Raw genomic sequence first — 15,329 nt, 5'->3', positions numbered from 1 at the left:
GGCGTAGGATCGCAAGAATTTGGGGTTCACTATATCTCGTCATCTTCATCAAAAATCTCCTCAGATATCTTGCCGAGAAAATTCTACTTTTGAACACCACTAATTTTAGGGGGGATTACCAATCCACCGACGGCCGCAGATTCGCAGATGATGGAAAAAATGGCACGCATTGGCTTGGTTTCAGGTCAAGACTTCACTCCAGAAAATCTCGGTCTGCTCGAGCGCGAGATGTTTAAGCCAATTCCCAAGCTGGCCCTTGCCAAAATGGGCGCGCATTTGAAGCGACAGCCCAAAACAAACGGCTGGCTCTATTTTACCGAGGGGGTTGGTAACTGGGGCACAGACTATTTAACCCGTGGTATGGGGAACCTCCTTGGGCCGGGGTGGAACCGCCCACAAGACGCGATCTATCCACTGGGCCAAGAAGACGGTAACGGTCACCACTATGATGGGGCAAAACACAACTACGTAATGCGCTTCGAAAAGGGGGAATTACCTCCTGCAAAGGGGTTCTGGTCTCTGACCATGTACGACCCTGACCTCTTCTTCGTACCCAACGAAATTGATCGATATGAGTTGAGCCAGCGCAATGATTTAGTTGCCGGAGCCGACGGTTCCATTGAGGTATACCTTCAGTCGGAAAAACCGAGCAAGGACAAGCAGGCCAACTGGCTACCGGCCCCAAAGGGAAAGTTTACCCTTGTGATGCGTCTCTATGATCCAGAGATAGCCGCACCCTCGATTCTAGATAAAACTTGGATCCCTCCTGCGGTCTATAGGCAGAAATAGCCCCCAGACCAAAGATAATGATCACAGTGCATTTACCTAAACTAGATTACGCAAGGAACAGAAAATGAAAAACAGAATTTTTAATCAACTGACCACGGCGATTTCAACAATAACTGTCGTGGGCATTATTGCAGCAGGCGCAGCTCTTGCCGATCCTCTTCCCGCTCCAGACGGGGCCGATGCGAAACGCCAAAAATTTGAAAGCTTGCGCGGTGTAAGGTACTGCGAATTGTTCTTCATCACAGGCGACCCAAAAACGGGTTTGACGGCAAACTTTGTCAACACTTCAGCGCTGAACAATAGCGCGGACCCAAAGGACACTTGCCCCCCCGCTATTTGGGATAAGATAACGCCCGACTCCTTGAAGTCTCAGTACAAAGTTGCAGGAATTTTCAAGAATGGCCCGCGCTGGTGGGTCAACGATGTTGTGGACATTCCGGCAGGCGCTGTCGGGACCTACGACAATCTCGAAGGCCGCTGGTTCGGTAAAGTTGACCTCCCAAAGACTTTTGGCAAACCAGGCGGTACGGCCTACAAGCCAACAACAGTCGGCCGCAAGTCGGTGATGCAGTTTAACAAGGGTGAACCTGTTTATATTCTCGACGATCCAGATGGCATGCCGTGGGTGATGCAAGCGTTCACAACCAAGGTCAACCCAAAGATGACTTACGACGGTTTGATGACTTTGGCCGAGACGCTAAAACCGGCAGAAGGCTGGTCGTATCGTGTCAAAATCCTGGATGAGCCTCTGACAATTCAAGCCGTCGACGGCGTTGCCCGCATTGTTCAAGATGAGTTCGAGGGTACGTACAATGCATGTTTTGACACTGCCTGTAGCTTCAAGCCTTGAACACTCCAGAGCGCGGGCACCCCAAAAACCTTGGAGGGTAAGAAATGAGTGAATCTTTGCCCGATGTCCTACCGGCAACTGCGGCAGTTGCCTTAGTGCTATCAGCGTAGCCGGTGTTGGTCGCCGTACGGTCCGACGCTGTGCCGTAGGTGTTTATAACTGCTAGAAGCCCTCCTTTCCTCTACGGATGATCTCGCCAGATTCTGTCCTTGTACTAGGCTCATTAAGGGCGTCTGTGAGGTCGGCCACCTTGCTGCGATACATAACCGCGAGGTCTGGGTGGAGCAGAACAGGCGGATTGCTGTCCGTCTCTGCTAGCTTAGCCTCTAGAGTGGCTTTCTGAGCCTCAAGCGCATCCAGCTTGGCCTTCATGCTCTGCTGGAGCATCCCATTAGAAATTGCATCGACAATGGCGTCTATCTGTTTGGTAACCTGTGCCAAGTCGCGTCCTGCTTTGGCGTGGTCTTGTCCGATTGTTGCAGCAAGACGGTTGTATTCTTCTTGATAGGATCGCGCAAACTCGGCAATCAGATCAGGATGCAGAAGGTGGTCTTTGAGGCCTGACAGAACACGGCCCTCTAAATCAGCCTGTAGGATGGACAGGCGATTATTGCAGGTGCCTTTGTTGCGAGCATTGGCGCAGCCAAAGTAGGTCTTCCCTACAATGGTGGCCCTCCCAGCACCCACAGGTCAACACTCCTGAAAACAGATGTTTGGGGCGCTTTGCGCGTTCGGCGTGAATAACGCCATCGCTGATGACCTCATTGCGGGTGACTTTTGGCGGGCTTTGGCACGGTTCCAAAGGCCGTCGGGAATAAGGCGGAGATCAGGGACCTCTTCAATGATCTAGTCTTCCGTTGGATTCATACCGGCTTGCCGTTTACTAGTGTCTGGATCCTTGATGAAACGCTGAAGGTTCCAAATAAGACGGCCTTGGTACAGGTCATTTTATATTCCCGCTGCGTCATTGGCCGAGCAGCGGGCAGCAATCGCATGAAGCGAAATCTGGCAATACGCGCGTGGGCTATGACCGTGGCATTACGGCGGCCACCCCGTTTACCATACGGATCGTGGCTCGCAATCCTGATCGCATGATTGCCAGAAATGCCTGACAAAACAGGGCTTCAAAGTATCCGTGAGCGGCAAAGGGAATTGCTCCTCCTCTCGGATCATGCTGAAGGCGCAATATTCCAGCACATCAATGGATTTTATAATCCACGCCGCCGACATTCATTGCGGGGAGGCAAAAGCCCCTCGGTATTTGAACGAAGGGCAGCATAAATGAGTTGAGAGACCGGAACTGAACCGTGACAAGACCAGTGTTATTATGACACTAATTTTCTGACTTTTCTCAACCAATAATGTCTCCAACGGCCCAAGCGTTCGTTCATACCATAGTTTGGCACCGCTACTTGAGTCACAATTTTTGTTACACGAAAGGCGATTTGGACGGAAAATGATTCCTTTTCAACGCTCAACAACTAGCACGACGACGTTCTGCTTAAACTCTAATCGGTCCTTTGTTGTGCGGAGTATAGGGTTTTACGGAACCGTTTTCGCGCGGGAAGGGCCGATCTTGGGTGACTGTTGCGAGCAGCCCAGAAACTGGTATTTTCGCGTTAGCGCGCACCTGCCATTGGGGCACCATGCCTGAGCCTATTGGATAAAAATCCACCACCGGCCAATAGCTGCGATCTGTACTACCTTTGCCGGTTGCAAATTCTGCCTCAGCTTTGGTTTTTGCATTCGTGTAGTCACGAGATATGGTGCCGCCCGTCTCGAAAGGTGATTTGCCGTCCGGAAAATCCGCAGTCAGACGGAAATCAACTTCGTCTGAAGTCGGCAAACGCGAAAGCCCAAAGACAAAGGCCACATGCTTCAATTCATGGGGACGAAGGCCTAGAACTTGTTCAATTTGACGGTTGTTTAATCCCCAAAGATATCGCTTTTCGGTTATATAGCCACCACCAAAGCGTTCAGCTTCGCTTTTGTTCATGAGGTAGTCGCGACCAGAGGCGCTGACAACCTTAACCAATTGCTGGCGTCCGTTGAGCGACCAATGCCCCATGGACGAGGCTTTCGCCAGAGTTTCAAAAGTTGACATTACAAATCCATTTTTAAAATACTTGCTAACACTGCATTACCTTTGCCAGTCAATCAACACTGACTCAGCCTTTCGGTGCGAGATATGCTATCGGCGGTTTGGCACATAATATACCCCGTCCAATAGTACTCGATTTCTGTCGGCCCACCCAAAACGGTGAGCCGACAGAACGTTCACTTGCGGATTATTTCAAAAGGCTTGAAATATTGCGCACAACTGCACGCCGATTTGCGCGCTCATCGCTGAGCACCATTACTTTTAGGTCCGCTTCGCCATAGCCCTGAGTGATCAGGTTTTGAGGAGGAACTGCAAAGTATTCGGTCAATGCCAATGCAACGGTTTCAGCGCGCCGGTCGGAGAGAGCCAAGTTATAACTCGCCGCGCCAACAGCGTCTGTGTGCCCTTCGATGAGAAAGACCGACGACGGCTCTTTTTCGATAATATCGCGCATCGTCAGCCCAAGATCCCGTAAAGCTTCGGCTTGGCTGGGGGCAATTGCTGCGGAGCCAGTGGCGAATGTTACGGCGTCGAGTTCAACTTGCGGCGCCAAGGCCCGCACCCGCTTGTAGTCGCGAATTTGTTGCAGCGAGAAGGTACGCCCGACATCAACAAACAAGGCGCGCTGCAAGGCGGTTTCAAGCGACGCATCCTGTGCGCGTTGTTGTTTCTCAAGGCTCTCCAACGTGGGCAGAGCCTTAAAGTCTACGGCCTCAATGGCGCGTGTGTCATCAAACAGCACGACCTCGCTGCCGTCACTCGCGCGGATCATTGTCCGGCGCAGAACCGTGCCATCTCTAGAGCGAATTGTTATGATTTGACTGTCATCTTCATAGGACACAACCGTGCGCGTGGAACCGTCCTGAAACGTCTGGGTTTGCACTTGCGAACCAGGTCGTTGGAGCAATTCATCGTCGTTTTTCAACACACGCAATTCGCCGTCACGTTCGATGACAACCCGATCTCCAGAGTTTGATACAACTTTGTCGCCGTTGTTCAAGACCGCTCCAACGACCACTGCCCCAAGTCCCAAAAGAAGGGCTTTTTCAAAGTTTGACAGACCTTCGGTCTTACTGGTCGTTTTCGCCGCGGGTTCAGCTTTTTCATTCACAGATGTTTCAAAATCTTCGTCACTTGTGCGCACATCATCCTTGGTAATTGTCTGTGTCGTGACCTCCGCTTCAGTTTCGGCAACACCCGTCGTGGCCGCAGCTGAGGTTTCGACTTGCGTTGGGGCGTTTGCAGCAGCAATCGCCTGGCGCTCCTCATCGGTGACAACTTCGCCGCCAGCTTCACCAGCTGGTGCCTCTTGTGGAGCGGCGGGAGCGACGACGGTTTCTGTTTCGGCCGCTTTAGGTTCTATTGCGTTTGCAGGCTTGGCTGCTGGTTCTTCGGGCGCCACGTCTTTCACAGCTTCATCCGCAACCTCTGGAGTTAGGGTTTCTTCGGCGGGAGCAGTTTGAACTTCAGGGGTGGGAGTTTCTGCAACGGGGGTTTCTTCCGCCGGAACTGGCTCTTCTGCAACGACGGCCTCCTCAGCGGGTGCGACCTCTTCCACGACGGGGGCCTCCTCAGCGGGTGCAGCCTCTTCTACGACAGGGCTCTCCCCAGCCGGCGCAACCTTTTCAACAATGGGTGCTTCTTCTGTTGGGGTGACTGCCGTTGCGTCTGGTGCAACCTCTTCGACAACCGAGTCTTCCGCGACGGGTTCCTCAACAACTTCTGGCGCTGCTTCAATAGCGGCCTCTGGTGCGGGAGCCTCATCTACTTGAACCTCTTCGGGGGCGACTTCCGGCTCCGCAGGCGCAGTCTCAACCACCTCGGCCTCGGGTTCTTCGACTTGAGCAGGAGCGCCAATCGCCAAAGCAAGGGCGTCGCCACCGCTCGCGAGTGCTTGATCAAGTGCGTCCTGTGAACAGGTCCCTGCATCCAACTCAGCAATGCCCGTAGCAAGCAAGTTCTGGACGAACTGTTCCGCGTCCGCCATCTCATCACCGCTAGGCGAAATGCAGGGGAACGGGTTTTCTGTGGTTTGGGCAAGTCCTGTGGTGGGCGTTATAAGGGCAAAAGAGACCAGCAAAGCAGTGCCGGATTTCAGGTTTGATTTGATCATAACGTCCTCTGAGTTTCTGGTGCGCATTGGCACCTGAGGACGATTGAACCACATTTAGCGTTAGTGCACGCGGAGTATTTCAACCTAGTGGCGAAACGGCGCCGAGCCAAAAAAACGGCGGCGCAGCATTTCCTAATGAGGCATGTTCAAACCGTGTTCCTTTTAGGCAGGTTTAGGCTCAACACGGCCAAGTGTCGGCTTGGCACGGAGCGCCTTTTTCTCCCCCAACATCAGCATGGCCGGTGTGACGATCAACGTGAGCACAGTTGCAATCACAAGGCCGCCTGCGATGGCCGAGGATAGTTCTGTCCACCATTGTGTGGAGGGCGCGCCATACACGATCTCGCGGGTGAAAAAGTTGATGTTCACACCAATCACCATCGGCATCAGGCCAAGCGCCGTCGTGACCGACGTTAAAACCACGGGTCGCAAACGTTGCGCGCCTGTGCGGAGGGCGGATTCCAGCGGCGAGAGCCCTGCTTTTTTGAGGTCATTGTAGGTGTCGATCAAAACGATGTTGTTGTTCACCACGATGCCCGCAAGCGCGATAACTCCGATACCACCCATAACCACGCCGAAGGGGCGGCCCGTGACGATCAAGCCAAAGAGGACGCCCGCGATTGAAAACACGATGGCACTCATGACGACAAAGGCTTGGTAGAAGTTGTTGAACTGGATCACCAAAATCGCGAACATCATGAAGATCGCCGTGGCGAAAGCCCCAGCAAGGAAGATCATCGCGTCGGTTTGATCCTGCGCTTCGCCCGCAAACGACGCCTCGACGCCTTCGGGGAGGTCGATCTTGGCGATGGCGGCTTGGAGCGCCACAACTTGATCGTTGACGAGCAAACCGGGGGCGACATTTGCTTCAATGCTGATGACACGGCGTTGGTCGATACGGGTGATCGTACCTGTGCGGGGGCTGGGTTCGAACGTCACGAAATTCGAGATCGGGACAAGGCCAACAGAGGTCGGGACGCGCAAGGCTTGCAGCTTCTCAAGCGTGCGCTCGTCGGAGGGGAACCGGACGTTGATGTCGACCGTGCCATCGGCGTCGCTGGGACGGTAATCGGCCACGGTGATGCCACGGGTCAGGAGCTGGACCGCCTGACCAAGGGTCGAGATGTCGGCGCCAAACCTTGCAGCTTCGGAACGGTTAACCGTGATGCGCCATTCAACGCCGGGTAGGGGGCGCGTGTCGGTGACATCGGTGAAACCGCCGATTGCGTCCATGGTTGTACGGATTTCATCCACCGCAGCGCCTTGCGCCAAGGGGTCCTGTGCCCGCACGCGCAAACTCACGGGTTTTCCTGCCGAGGGGCCGTTTGAGGCCGTTTGTACTTGCACATCGATGCCGGGAATCGTAGCCATTTCTGTGCGAATTTCCTCGCCGATTATGGCTGCGGTGCGGCGTGTATCCCATTCGGTGAATTCAACTTGGATGGTTCCGATCAGGTCGGCGGCGTTTTGATTGCCGCCACCCGAACGGGCGTAAACCGATGCGATTTCATCAAAATCGAACAGGCGATTTTCCACACGTCGCACCAAGGCGTCCTTCTCGAAGATCGAGAAATTATCGCGGGCGCGCACTTGGACCTGTGCGAAATCAGGCTCAACTGACGGGAAGAAACTGATGCCGTTGCCGAAATGCCCATAGGCGGTAAAGGCGGCCATCAAGAACGAAATCGCCATGATGAGTGTCGCCCAAGGCCGCAGGATCGCGAATTGCAAGACACGGACATAACGGCCAGTGAAACCCTTAAGGTCGCGCGGATCGCCCTTTTCGGCGGCGTAAAGCGTGGCCTTGTCTTTGGCGGATTGAGGAGGTTTCTTGCCGATAATTCCACCCACAACTGGAATGAAAATCAGCGCCATAAAGAGCGAGGCGGTCAGTGTTAGGATCACCGTGATGGGGAGGAATTTCATAAACTCACCCACGGTGCCAGACCAGAACAGAAGCGGCAAAAACACCGAAAGCGTTGTGGCTGTTGAGGCAATGATCGGCCACGCCATCCGCTTGGCGGCATAGGCATAGGCGACCTTGGGCGGGTCGCCCTCTTGCAAGCGGCGGTCGGCAAGTTCAGTTGTGACAATGGCCCCATCGACCAACATTCCGACAACAAGGATCAGCGAAAAGAGGACAACGAGATTCATGGTATAGCCCATGAGCAGGAGCGCCGTGACGCCAGCGAGAAAGGCCCCCGGAATGGCGAGGCCCACAAGCAGCGCAGACCGGATTCCAAGCGCCCAAACGATGACGATCATCACAAGGATCACAGCGGCAATGACGTTGGCCTCAAGATCGCTGAGCATCGTTTCCACTTGCTCGCTTTCGTCCTGCATATAGTTGATGCTGACGCTTTCGGGCCAGTCTTTTTGCTTCTCTTCAATCAAAGCGCGCACAGCGGCGACCGTCTCGATAATGTTGGACCCCGAGCGTTTTTTGATTTCAAGGGCGAGTGCGGGTTGGCCATCGATACGGGCAAATCCGTTGGGGTCCTCGAATGTGCGGCGAATTGTGGCGACGTCGGCGAAGGTAACGACGGTATTGTTGCGCACCTTGACCGGAAGCGCCATGATATCGTCGATGTCCTCAATCAGGCCCGGAACTTTCAACACAAGCCGACCTGCGCCGCTCTCAATGGCACCGGCGGCGATCAACTGGTTGTTGCGGTTAATTTGGCCGATCAACTCCTCAAAACTGATATTATAGGTTTCAAACACGGTGGGATCGATCAGCACTTCAAGCAATTCCGTGCGCTCGCCACCCACTTCAACCTCAAGCACCCCTTCAAGCCCTTCGATCTCGTCCTTGAGGTCTTCGGAAAGCCTATTGAGGGTCCGCTCTGGCACGGGGCCAGAAAGGATTGCGGTCAGGATTGGGAAAAGTGCTGTGTTGATTTCGGTGACGGTTGGGTCAGACGCGTCACTGGGGAGATCAGAGCTGGCGCGGTCTACCCCTTCGCGCACCTTGTCCAAGGCGGATTCGGAATCAAAACCCGGTTCAAATTCCAACTGGACGCTGGCATGTCCTTCGCCTGCGTTGCTAGTCATCTGTTTGAGGCCAGTGATCGAACTGAGTTCCAGCTCAAGCGGCTCAACCAACAGGCGCTCGCTGTCTTCGGGGGAAATACCGTCAAGGCCCGTCGAGACATAGAAAATCGGGATGGGGATTTCGGGCGAGCTTTCCTTGGGGATCGAAATATAGGCATAGGTCCCGACGGTCAGGATCATAACCAGCGCCATGACAACCACGCGCGCACGGCTAAAGGCCGCGTCAATCAGGCCGTTCATTGGTTTGACTCTTGGTTAGGTTTCGTTTCGATGATTTGCCCGTTCGCGCCGTCTTTGACTTGGCTTGCGGTTTCTGGCGCGGGGGAGGCTGGCTCTGCGGTGGTGTCAGGTTGCGGGTCCACGATTTCACCGTCGTTAACAAAGCCCTGACCGATGGAAATGATCTGGGCGTCATCGGGCAAACCCGAAACCCAGATACCATCAGTTTGGGCGCGCACGATACCCACCTTATGGAAGACAACGCGGTTGTCGCTGTCCACGGTTTTGATCCCTAGAGCGCCATCGGTTCCAAGGGACAAGATAGCGGGCGAGATGAAATGTGCGGTCAATTCGCCTGTGATAATGCGCAACTGGGCACTGATCCCAGCGGGGATCGATCCGTCCGCATTAGAAACCTCGATTTCGGCGATGAAGGTCCGTGTCGCGGCATCGGCGCTGCTGCCGACAAAACCAACCAGCCCAGAACCAATGGCGCCCGTGATGAAGGCAACGTCGGCTTTTTGGCCAACCTGAATATCACGCAGGGATTGTTGCGGTATTTGAATGCGAATGGTGAGCGATCTGTTGTCAACAATTCGGCCCACGCTGTCGCCCGCCGAGACATACTCGCCAACGTCGATATCAAAGCTCTCAAGGCGTCCCGCAAAGGGGGCGCGGATTTCGGAATTGCCAATGGCTTCTTGTGCCAAGGTCACGCCCGATTGGGCCGCTGCCAAGGTAGCACTAGCTTGGGCCACACGATCTGCCGTCGCAACACCGCGTTCGAGCAAGGCAGCAGCGGTATCGGATTCGCGTTGCGCGCGGGCAAACTCGCCTTGCGCACGTGCCAAGTCTGAGATTTGTGAGGCGGTATCAAAACGTGCAATGATTTGCCCTGCTTCGAGGTCCACACCCTTGTCCACCAAGACCTCGCTGATTTCCCCTGAAATCTCGGCGCGGATCATTGTATCGCGATCGGGCAGGGCCTGACCTTCGGCGACGAAAACCTGCTCCACCGTTTCAGCTATCGATCGCTGAACGGCAACTGTGACGGCTCTGGGGGCCGCGACGGGCTGTGCGTTTTGTGTGGTGTCTGTGGATGGAAAAATGAAACCGCTCCCCATCCAAGCGACGATTGCAATCGCCAGTCCACCGGCCACCCATCTGGATCGAGTCGAACCGGAATCGCTTTCAAAAACGAGCGCAGTGCGGCCAGTTGGTAAGGTATCTTTCATAGCAAGTGTTCTTTCGGGCTATTAGGGGGAGGCGTGCGGTTGGTTGGTCAGGGCTTGGTCTTGGGCATGTTAGACATGGTTTTTGACAAGGAAGTATTGATCGCGTCATAGAAGCCGGAGAAATCGCTCAACCGGCGGCGCACATCCTCGGTTCCATCGGGAAGGTTTTGGATCGCATCGTCAATTTCGCCTTTTGCACGCTGCGTTCCCAAAAGCGCGAACTTCATCATAGTGAGATAGGCATCGTCGGCCAGTTGGAAATAATCCTGCCGCTCGCCCCGCTTGTTGACCCGCCGGATCAATCCACGGTCTTCGAGAAGACGGATGCTTGTGCTGACGGTCGCGCGGCTCACGGCTAGATTGGTGGCAATTTCGCCAAACGCGATTGCATCCCCGTCAAAGACCAGCATCGCAAAAATCTGTCCCGCCATACGGGGCATGCCTTCGGTCTGTGCCACGACGCCCATGCGTTCGATAAAGTCGGTGCGTATGGTGTCGATTTGACCGTGGTGAGACATAATTATTGCTTCCGCCTTTAGATTGGGTTGCACATTGGAGGCTGTACATACTGCATGCATTGGATATGTCAAGTTTGTTCAGTTACAACCGAACAAGCCTTTCAGTAGAGCCGCCACACGTGGTGCAATCCATCAGGATTACGCTCACTCGGCTGTTTCATCAGGTGGCTCCCAACCTGCATCACGTAGGCCGTTTATCAAAGCGGCAATTATTTCTTCCTCGGCCTGAAAGTTTTTAAAAGCAGCGGCGGGGTCGCGCGCCAGTAAAGGCCATGCTTGGGCCATTTTGGCCAATTCCTTGTGTGCGGTATTCATATCGCCGAGTTTGGCGTGGTTGATTGCCGCCAGAGATAGACCGATTGCGGAGCCCACCTTAGCCGAGTGCTCCGCCGCTGTGAGGGCATCGGCATAGTTGCCCTCAAGGTATTCGTGAATCGCGATCAGGTGAAAGTACCAGCCGGGAGGGTTGGCGCTGCGGGCAATTGCACGCCTGAGGTAAGGGAGACCATCCTCCCAGTTGCCTCGCACCGCGAGACGCCAACCAAGCAGGGCCAATGCTTCGGGATCATGAGGGTTGGCCGCAACCACGCGGCGTTGCAACTGTTCTGCGGTATCAAAATCGCCGGTGTAGAACGCGATTGTCGCGAGCGCCTCGAGACCGTGTTGATTGTTGGGTTCCAACTCCAGAGCCCGCGTTGCTGCTCTTTGCGCCTCGGCCATGTATGCCGGATGCTCGCTGGCGGGAACCACGCCTTGGCGGGTCGCATCAAGGTTTAGGTAGCCAAGCATTGCCCACACTTCGGCGTCGTTGGGCGCGCGTATACGGGCTGCCTTGAGGCAATCCAGTGCGGGGGCAAAAAGCGCTTCCTCGAATGTTCTGCGGTACGCATAGGCGTGCAAGACGCATTTGTAATTCTCCATGCCGAACGTTCTATCTGTGGTTAACCGATCCAGCGTTGTGACATTCAAGACCCCATTGCGTTCGCCAAGGGCCGTTGCGACGGCGGAGGACAATTCGCTGCGCAAGCCATAAAGATCGCTTGGTGCCAATTGCCGCTCAAAACGACCATTCCAGTAGACCTCACCCGTAGCGGCATCAGCAAGCTGCGCTTTGAGCAGGAGCTTGTCCAAATCCGTTTGGATATTGCCGTAGACAACATAGGAAACCCCCAATTCCCGACCAAGCGCAACTGGATCTGCATCCGCTGCCTGTTGAAAGCTGGTTGAAGCAGAAAAAAGTCGAAGGTCCGGAAACTGCATCAAATCCGCGACTAGATCCTGCGCGAAACTGGCGGCAAACAAGTGAGTTGCGCCACTAGGGTCCAGCGCTGCGAAGGGCAAAACTATAACGGTCGCTCCTCGAACGTCCTTTGGCGAAGATTTGCCATCCGGAAAGGCGAACCAGAATAGCGCGCCTGCAAGCCCCAAAAGGACGCAAGTGGCAAGGACGGCTGTTTTGAACTTGCGGCCAAGTCCACCCGTTTTGCCATCGTCAGGTGCCTGTGGCGTAACCGCGTCGGGATCGGGTGTGGAAACCTGCTTGGAAGGCCCCGACAGCCAAGCGAATTCTGCGACATAGGCCCCTTTGGGGATGTTGATCCGCACCGAGTCTTGATTGCCACAATTGACATAGAAGGAGTCAAGCGAGCGGCGCAAACGGCCAGCCTCAAGTCGTACCACGGGATCAGACGCCGGATCGAAACTTTCGTCCCGATCAAAAACGTCCAGCGCAATTGAATAGCCTTTCAGCTTTTCGGAATGGCCCAGAAGCGTTTGTTCAACCAGATAACGGAGCAGCGCACGCCGACGGGCGCTGCCTTCGAAAACGGAACTGTCGAGGACACGTTCAAGCTGTGCGCGCACGTCGTTGGCCGACGGGCCATCCTGTAAATTTGCGTTTTTGTAGCCTGAACGGTCGCTGTTTTCCAGCATTGCACGATCACCTTATCTGCTTTCCTGACAATAACTGGAATGTTGCACGAATGTACTGGCAACACGAGAAATATCCGCCATCAAACGGCGTTATCCGAAGGGGGTACGTACAGTACGAACCTTGGTAAACAACAAAAAATCAGCGCAGTATTCCCGCAAGTCAGGATTATCTGCCGTAAAGTCGGAAGTATGTGCCGTGCCGAATTTCGCCGCCATAATATGCAAGTTTCCGGAGCATGAGAGGGCTATTCAACAGCTTTGCGCCGAAAATGAAAGCCTTGGAAGTGTCTGTATGGACTTTGAGGAAGCGACGGCTGCGTTTCATCACTGGCGAAAAGTAGAAAACGATGACCTCAATAGAGCCCAAGAGTACCACCGAATTATGGACGAACTAGAAGCGGAAATTCGCAGCGTCCTCCAATCCAAAATCGTGGGATTTAAATAGTTAGGGAAAGTCAGTGACCCGTGTATTACTCGGCCTCTTTGAGCTGAGAATTTTTATCGATTACGAGAATTTATCTAAAAACAATAGGAGAGAAACATATGAGACGCGCTAGTTCTAAAGGCATTCTGACCCATGCGGGTTTAGTTGCGTTTGGATTGACAGTTACCGGAGCGGTTGTACCCGCTTTGGCGCAAGAACAATCCAAACCTAATATTCTATTCATCATGGGCGACGACATTGGCTGGATGCAGCCGTCGATCTATCACCGCGGCCTGATGGTCGGCGAGACTCCCAACATCGACCGTATCGGCAACGAAGGCGCGATGTTCACCGACTATTACGCTGAACAAAGCTGCACCGCCGGTCGCAACGCTTTCTTCACCGGTATGCAGCCCCTCAGAACCGGCATGATCATGCCGCAGCTTCCCGGTAGCCCGAGCTACCTTCAACCCGGAACACCGTCGCTTGCGGTCTTCTTGCGCGATCTTGGCTACTCAACTGGTGAATTCGGCAAGAACCACCTCGGCGACCATACCGATGCCTTACCAACGGCGCATGGGTTTGAGGAGTTTTGGGGCTATCTCTATCATCTCGACGCGATGCAGGGCGTAAGTTTCCCCGACATCAATGCAGGCCCTACAGATCAAGCGATTGCGCCTGCCTGTAAAAACACATCAATCCCTGGCCTTGCCGAGGTTCCCGGTGCCGTTGATCCCACGACCACAATCTGTCTGACGCCGCCACGCCCCGTTATCGCGTGTACGTCCTCCGACGGTACAGCCGCCAACCAGACCTGTACCGATGAGGGACCGCTGACGTTGGAACGTTCGAAAACCGTGGACGAGGAAATCTCGGCCAAAGTTATCGACTTCCTCGATCGCAACGATCCTAAGAAAACCAACAAACCATTCTTTGTTTGGTACAACCCCGCACGTATGCACATCACCACAGTTCTGTCGGACGAATACGCTGACATGCTCGGCACCAAAGGCGGCAAAGACTGGGGTGCCAACGAAGTTGGTATGAAGCAGATGGACGACAACATCGGCTATGTGTTGAAGAAACTCGAAGACATGGGCGAACTTGACAACACCATCGTCGTCTTCACAACCGACAATGGCGCGGAAACAATTACCTTCCCCGATGGTGGCGTGACCCCGTTCAAGGGCGGCAAACTGACCACTTGGGAGGGCGGTATGCGTGCGCCTGCTGTCATCCGCTGGCCTGGCCACATCAAGGCTGGCACCGTGTTGAATGACATCTTCGCGTCGCTTGATTGGTTGCCAACATTGGTCGATTTAGCAGGTGGTCCGAAAGAGAATGATCTGCGGGCTCAGATCGAAAAAGGTACCTATCCCGGCATCGTCAAGACCACGCTCGATGGGGTTAACCAGCGCGACTACCTGCTGGGCGAGTCCGATACCGCCGCACGTGACACGTTCATGTACTACTCCGGTAAAGACCCGTCGGCAGTGCGTTACAAGAACTGGAAGATGTACTTCGCGATGGTGTCCGACGACCCCGCAGGCTTCACGACAGGGGTACAACCCTACCACTGGACCCAAATCGTCAACATCAAACGCGATCCGTTCGAAACGTCGGTCGGTAGCCAGTTGAAGACACTTCAGGGTGTCGGCGGCGCGCTCGCAGGACCGGTCACCGCATATGCGTATGACTGGAATCTATTGCCCATCGGACAAGCGCTGTGGCTCAGAGAACTTGAGACCTACCACACCTTCCCACCGATGCAGGATCCTTCGAGCTATAACCTCGAAGATGTCATTAAGCAGGTGAAGAACTTGAATACTTCGAGCCACGCTGGCCAATAGGCACAGCTCAGGTTTCCACTGAACCAACTCGCCCCGCCGGTCATTTCTTATATCGGCGGGGCGAAATGTTAGTCAGAAAACGGCTCTCGCCAACCGCTGATCTGCACCCGTTTTGACCGGATTTAGTCGTGTAGCGTGCTTCCAATCCGGCATTTAGACTAGCTTCCGAGGCCAAAACCCTCGACCTTTCCGGACGGAATTTCCCGACAGCGCAACCAAGGGCTGGGTCCATTCCGAAAAGATA

10 protein-coding genes and 1 pseudogene are annotated in these 15,329 nt (G+C 54.4%); 4 read left to right on the top strand and 7 right to left on the bottom strand.

The features are described 5' to 3' along the window. Positions 1–159 precede the first annotated feature (159 nt). Together AB9F27_RS17285 and AB9F27_RS17280 are read left to right on the top strand one after the other, a co-directional pair. Positions 160–789 carry a DUF1214 domain-containing protein gene (locus AB9F27_RS17285; RefSeq protein ID WP_369757962.1) on the top strand — a complete coding sequence of 210 codons (630 nt, stop codon included), beginning with the start codon at positions 160–162 and terminating at the stop codon, positions 787–789. A 64-nt stretch (positions 790–853) separates the two neighbouring features. Further along, entirely contained in the window at positions 854–1,639 is a 786-nt protein-coding gene (locus AB9F27_RS17280; RefSeq protein ID WP_369757961.1) for a hypothetical protein, read from the top strand. 162 nt (positions 1,640–1,801) lie between these two features. Here the strand turns inward: AB9F27_RS17280 and AB9F27_RS17275 are convergent, their stop codons facing one another. Continuing rightward, positions 1,802–2,326 (bottom strand): hypothetical protein, encoded by a 525-nt coding sequence (locus AB9F27_RS17275; protein WP_369757960.1) that lies wholly within the window; start codon positions 2,324–2,326, stop codon positions 1,802–1,804. Between the two features lie 261 nt (positions 2,327–2,587). On the opposite strand from AB9F27_RS17275, the pseudogene AB9F27_RS17270 reads away from it, so the two are divergent. Beyond that, positions 2,588–2,920 (top strand): annotated as a pseudogene (locus AB9F27_RS17270) (DDE-type integrase/transposase/recombinase); the annotation flags it as partial. A gap of 220 nt (positions 2,921–3,140) precedes the next feature. Here the strand turns inward: AB9F27_RS17270 and AB9F27_RS17265 are convergent. From AB9F27_RS17265 to AB9F27_RS17240, 6 genes are all read right to left on the bottom strand, one after another. Next, positions 3,141–3,743 (bottom strand): hypothetical protein, encoded by a 603-nt coding sequence (locus AB9F27_RS17265; protein WP_335584551.1) that lies wholly within the window; start codon positions 3,741–3,743, stop codon positions 3,141–3,143. A 184-nt stretch (positions 3,744–3,927) separates the two neighbouring features. Continuing rightward, entirely contained in the window at positions 3,928–5,853 is a 1,926-nt protein-coding gene (locus AB9F27_RS17260; RefSeq protein ID WP_369757959.1) for an OmpA family protein, read from the bottom strand. Between the two features lie 162 nt (positions 5,854–6,015). Beyond that, a complete protein-coding gene (locus tag AB9F27_RS17255; protein ID WP_335584554.1) occupies positions 6,016–9,147 on the bottom strand; it encodes an efflux RND transporter permease subunit in 3,132 nt (1,043 codons plus the stop codon). Beyond that, positions 9,144–10,361 carry an efflux RND transporter periplasmic adaptor subunit gene (locus tag AB9F27_RS17250; RefSeq protein WP_335584555.1) on the bottom strand — a complete coding sequence of 406 codons (1,218 nt, stop codon included), beginning with the start codon at positions 10,359–10,361 and terminating at the stop codon, positions 9,144–9,146. The genes AB9F27_RS17255 and AB9F27_RS17250 overlap by 4 nt, the downstream gene beginning before the upstream one ends. A 47-nt stretch (positions 10,362–10,408) precedes the next feature. Continuing rightward, positions 10,409–10,879: a MarR family transcriptional regulator gene (locus tag AB9F27_RS17245; RefSeq protein WP_335584556.1), complete on the bottom strand. Its 471-nt coding sequence runs from the start codon at positions 10,877–10,879 to the stop codon at positions 10,409–10,411. 144 nt (positions 10,880–11,023) lie between these two features. After that, positions 11,024–12,811 carry a tetratricopeptide repeat protein gene (locus AB9F27_RS17240; RefSeq protein ID WP_335584557.1) on the bottom strand — a complete coding sequence of 596 codons (1,788 nt, stop codon included), beginning with the start codon at positions 12,809–12,811 and terminating at the stop codon, positions 11,024–11,026. A 543-nt stretch (positions 12,812–13,354) separates the two neighbouring features. On the opposite strand from AB9F27_RS17240, the gene AB9F27_RS17235 reads away from it, so the two are divergent. After that, on the top strand, positions 13,355–15,085 hold the full coding sequence (locus AB9F27_RS17235) for an arylsulfatase (protein ID WP_335584558.1): 1,731 nt from the start codon (positions 13,355–13,357) through the stop codon (positions 15,083–15,085). Positions 15,086–15,329 lie beyond the last annotated feature (244 nt).

This window comes from Falsihalocynthiibacter sp. CO-5D18 (genome assembly GCF_041205445.1).
Lineage (GTDB): Bacteria > Pseudomonadota > Alphaproteobacteria > Rhodobacterales > Rhodobacteraceae > Falsihalocynthiibacter > Falsihalocynthiibacter arcticus.
Note: the sequence above shows the minus strand (reverse complement) of the source record. Positions and strands in the feature narration are given on the sequence as shown.

Excerpts from the sequence above, each read along its gene's own strand:
- AB9F27_RS17285 (WP_369757962.1), top strand. The coding sequence starts at position 160 with ATGGCACGCATTGGCTTGGTTTCAGGTCAAGACTTCACTCCAGAAAAT.
- AB9F27_RS17280 (WP_369757961.1), top strand. The coding sequence starts at position 854 with ATGAAAAACAGAATTTTTAATCAACTGACCACGGCGATTTCAACAATA.
- AB9F27_RS17265 (WP_335584551.1), bottom strand. The coding sequence starts at position 3,743 with ATGTCAACTTTTGAAACTCTGGCGAAAGCCTCGTCCATGGGGCATTGG.
- AB9F27_RS17260 (WP_369757959.1), bottom strand. The coding sequence starts at position 5,853 with ATGATCAAATCAAACCTGAAATCCGGCACTGCTTTGCTGGTCTCTTTT.
- AB9F27_RS17255 (WP_335584554.1), bottom strand. The coding sequence starts at position 9,147 with ATGAACGGCCTGATTGACGCGGCCTTTAGCCGTGCGCGCGTGGTTGTC.
- AB9F27_RS17250 (WP_335584555.1), bottom strand. The coding sequence starts at position 10,361 with ATGAAAGATACCTTACCAACTGGCCGCACTGCGCTCGTTTTTGAAAGC.
- AB9F27_RS17245 (WP_335584556.1), bottom strand. The coding sequence starts at position 10,879 with ATGTCTCACCACGGTCAAATCGACACCATACGCACCGACTTTATCGAA.
- AB9F27_RS17240 (WP_335584557.1), bottom strand. The coding sequence starts at position 12,811 with ATGCTGGAAAACAGCGACCGTTCAGGCTACAAAAACGCAAATTTACAG.
- AB9F27_RS17235 (WP_335584558.1), top strand. The coding sequence starts at position 13,355 with ATGAGACGCGCTAGTTCTAAAGGCATTCTGACCCATGCGGGTTTAGTT.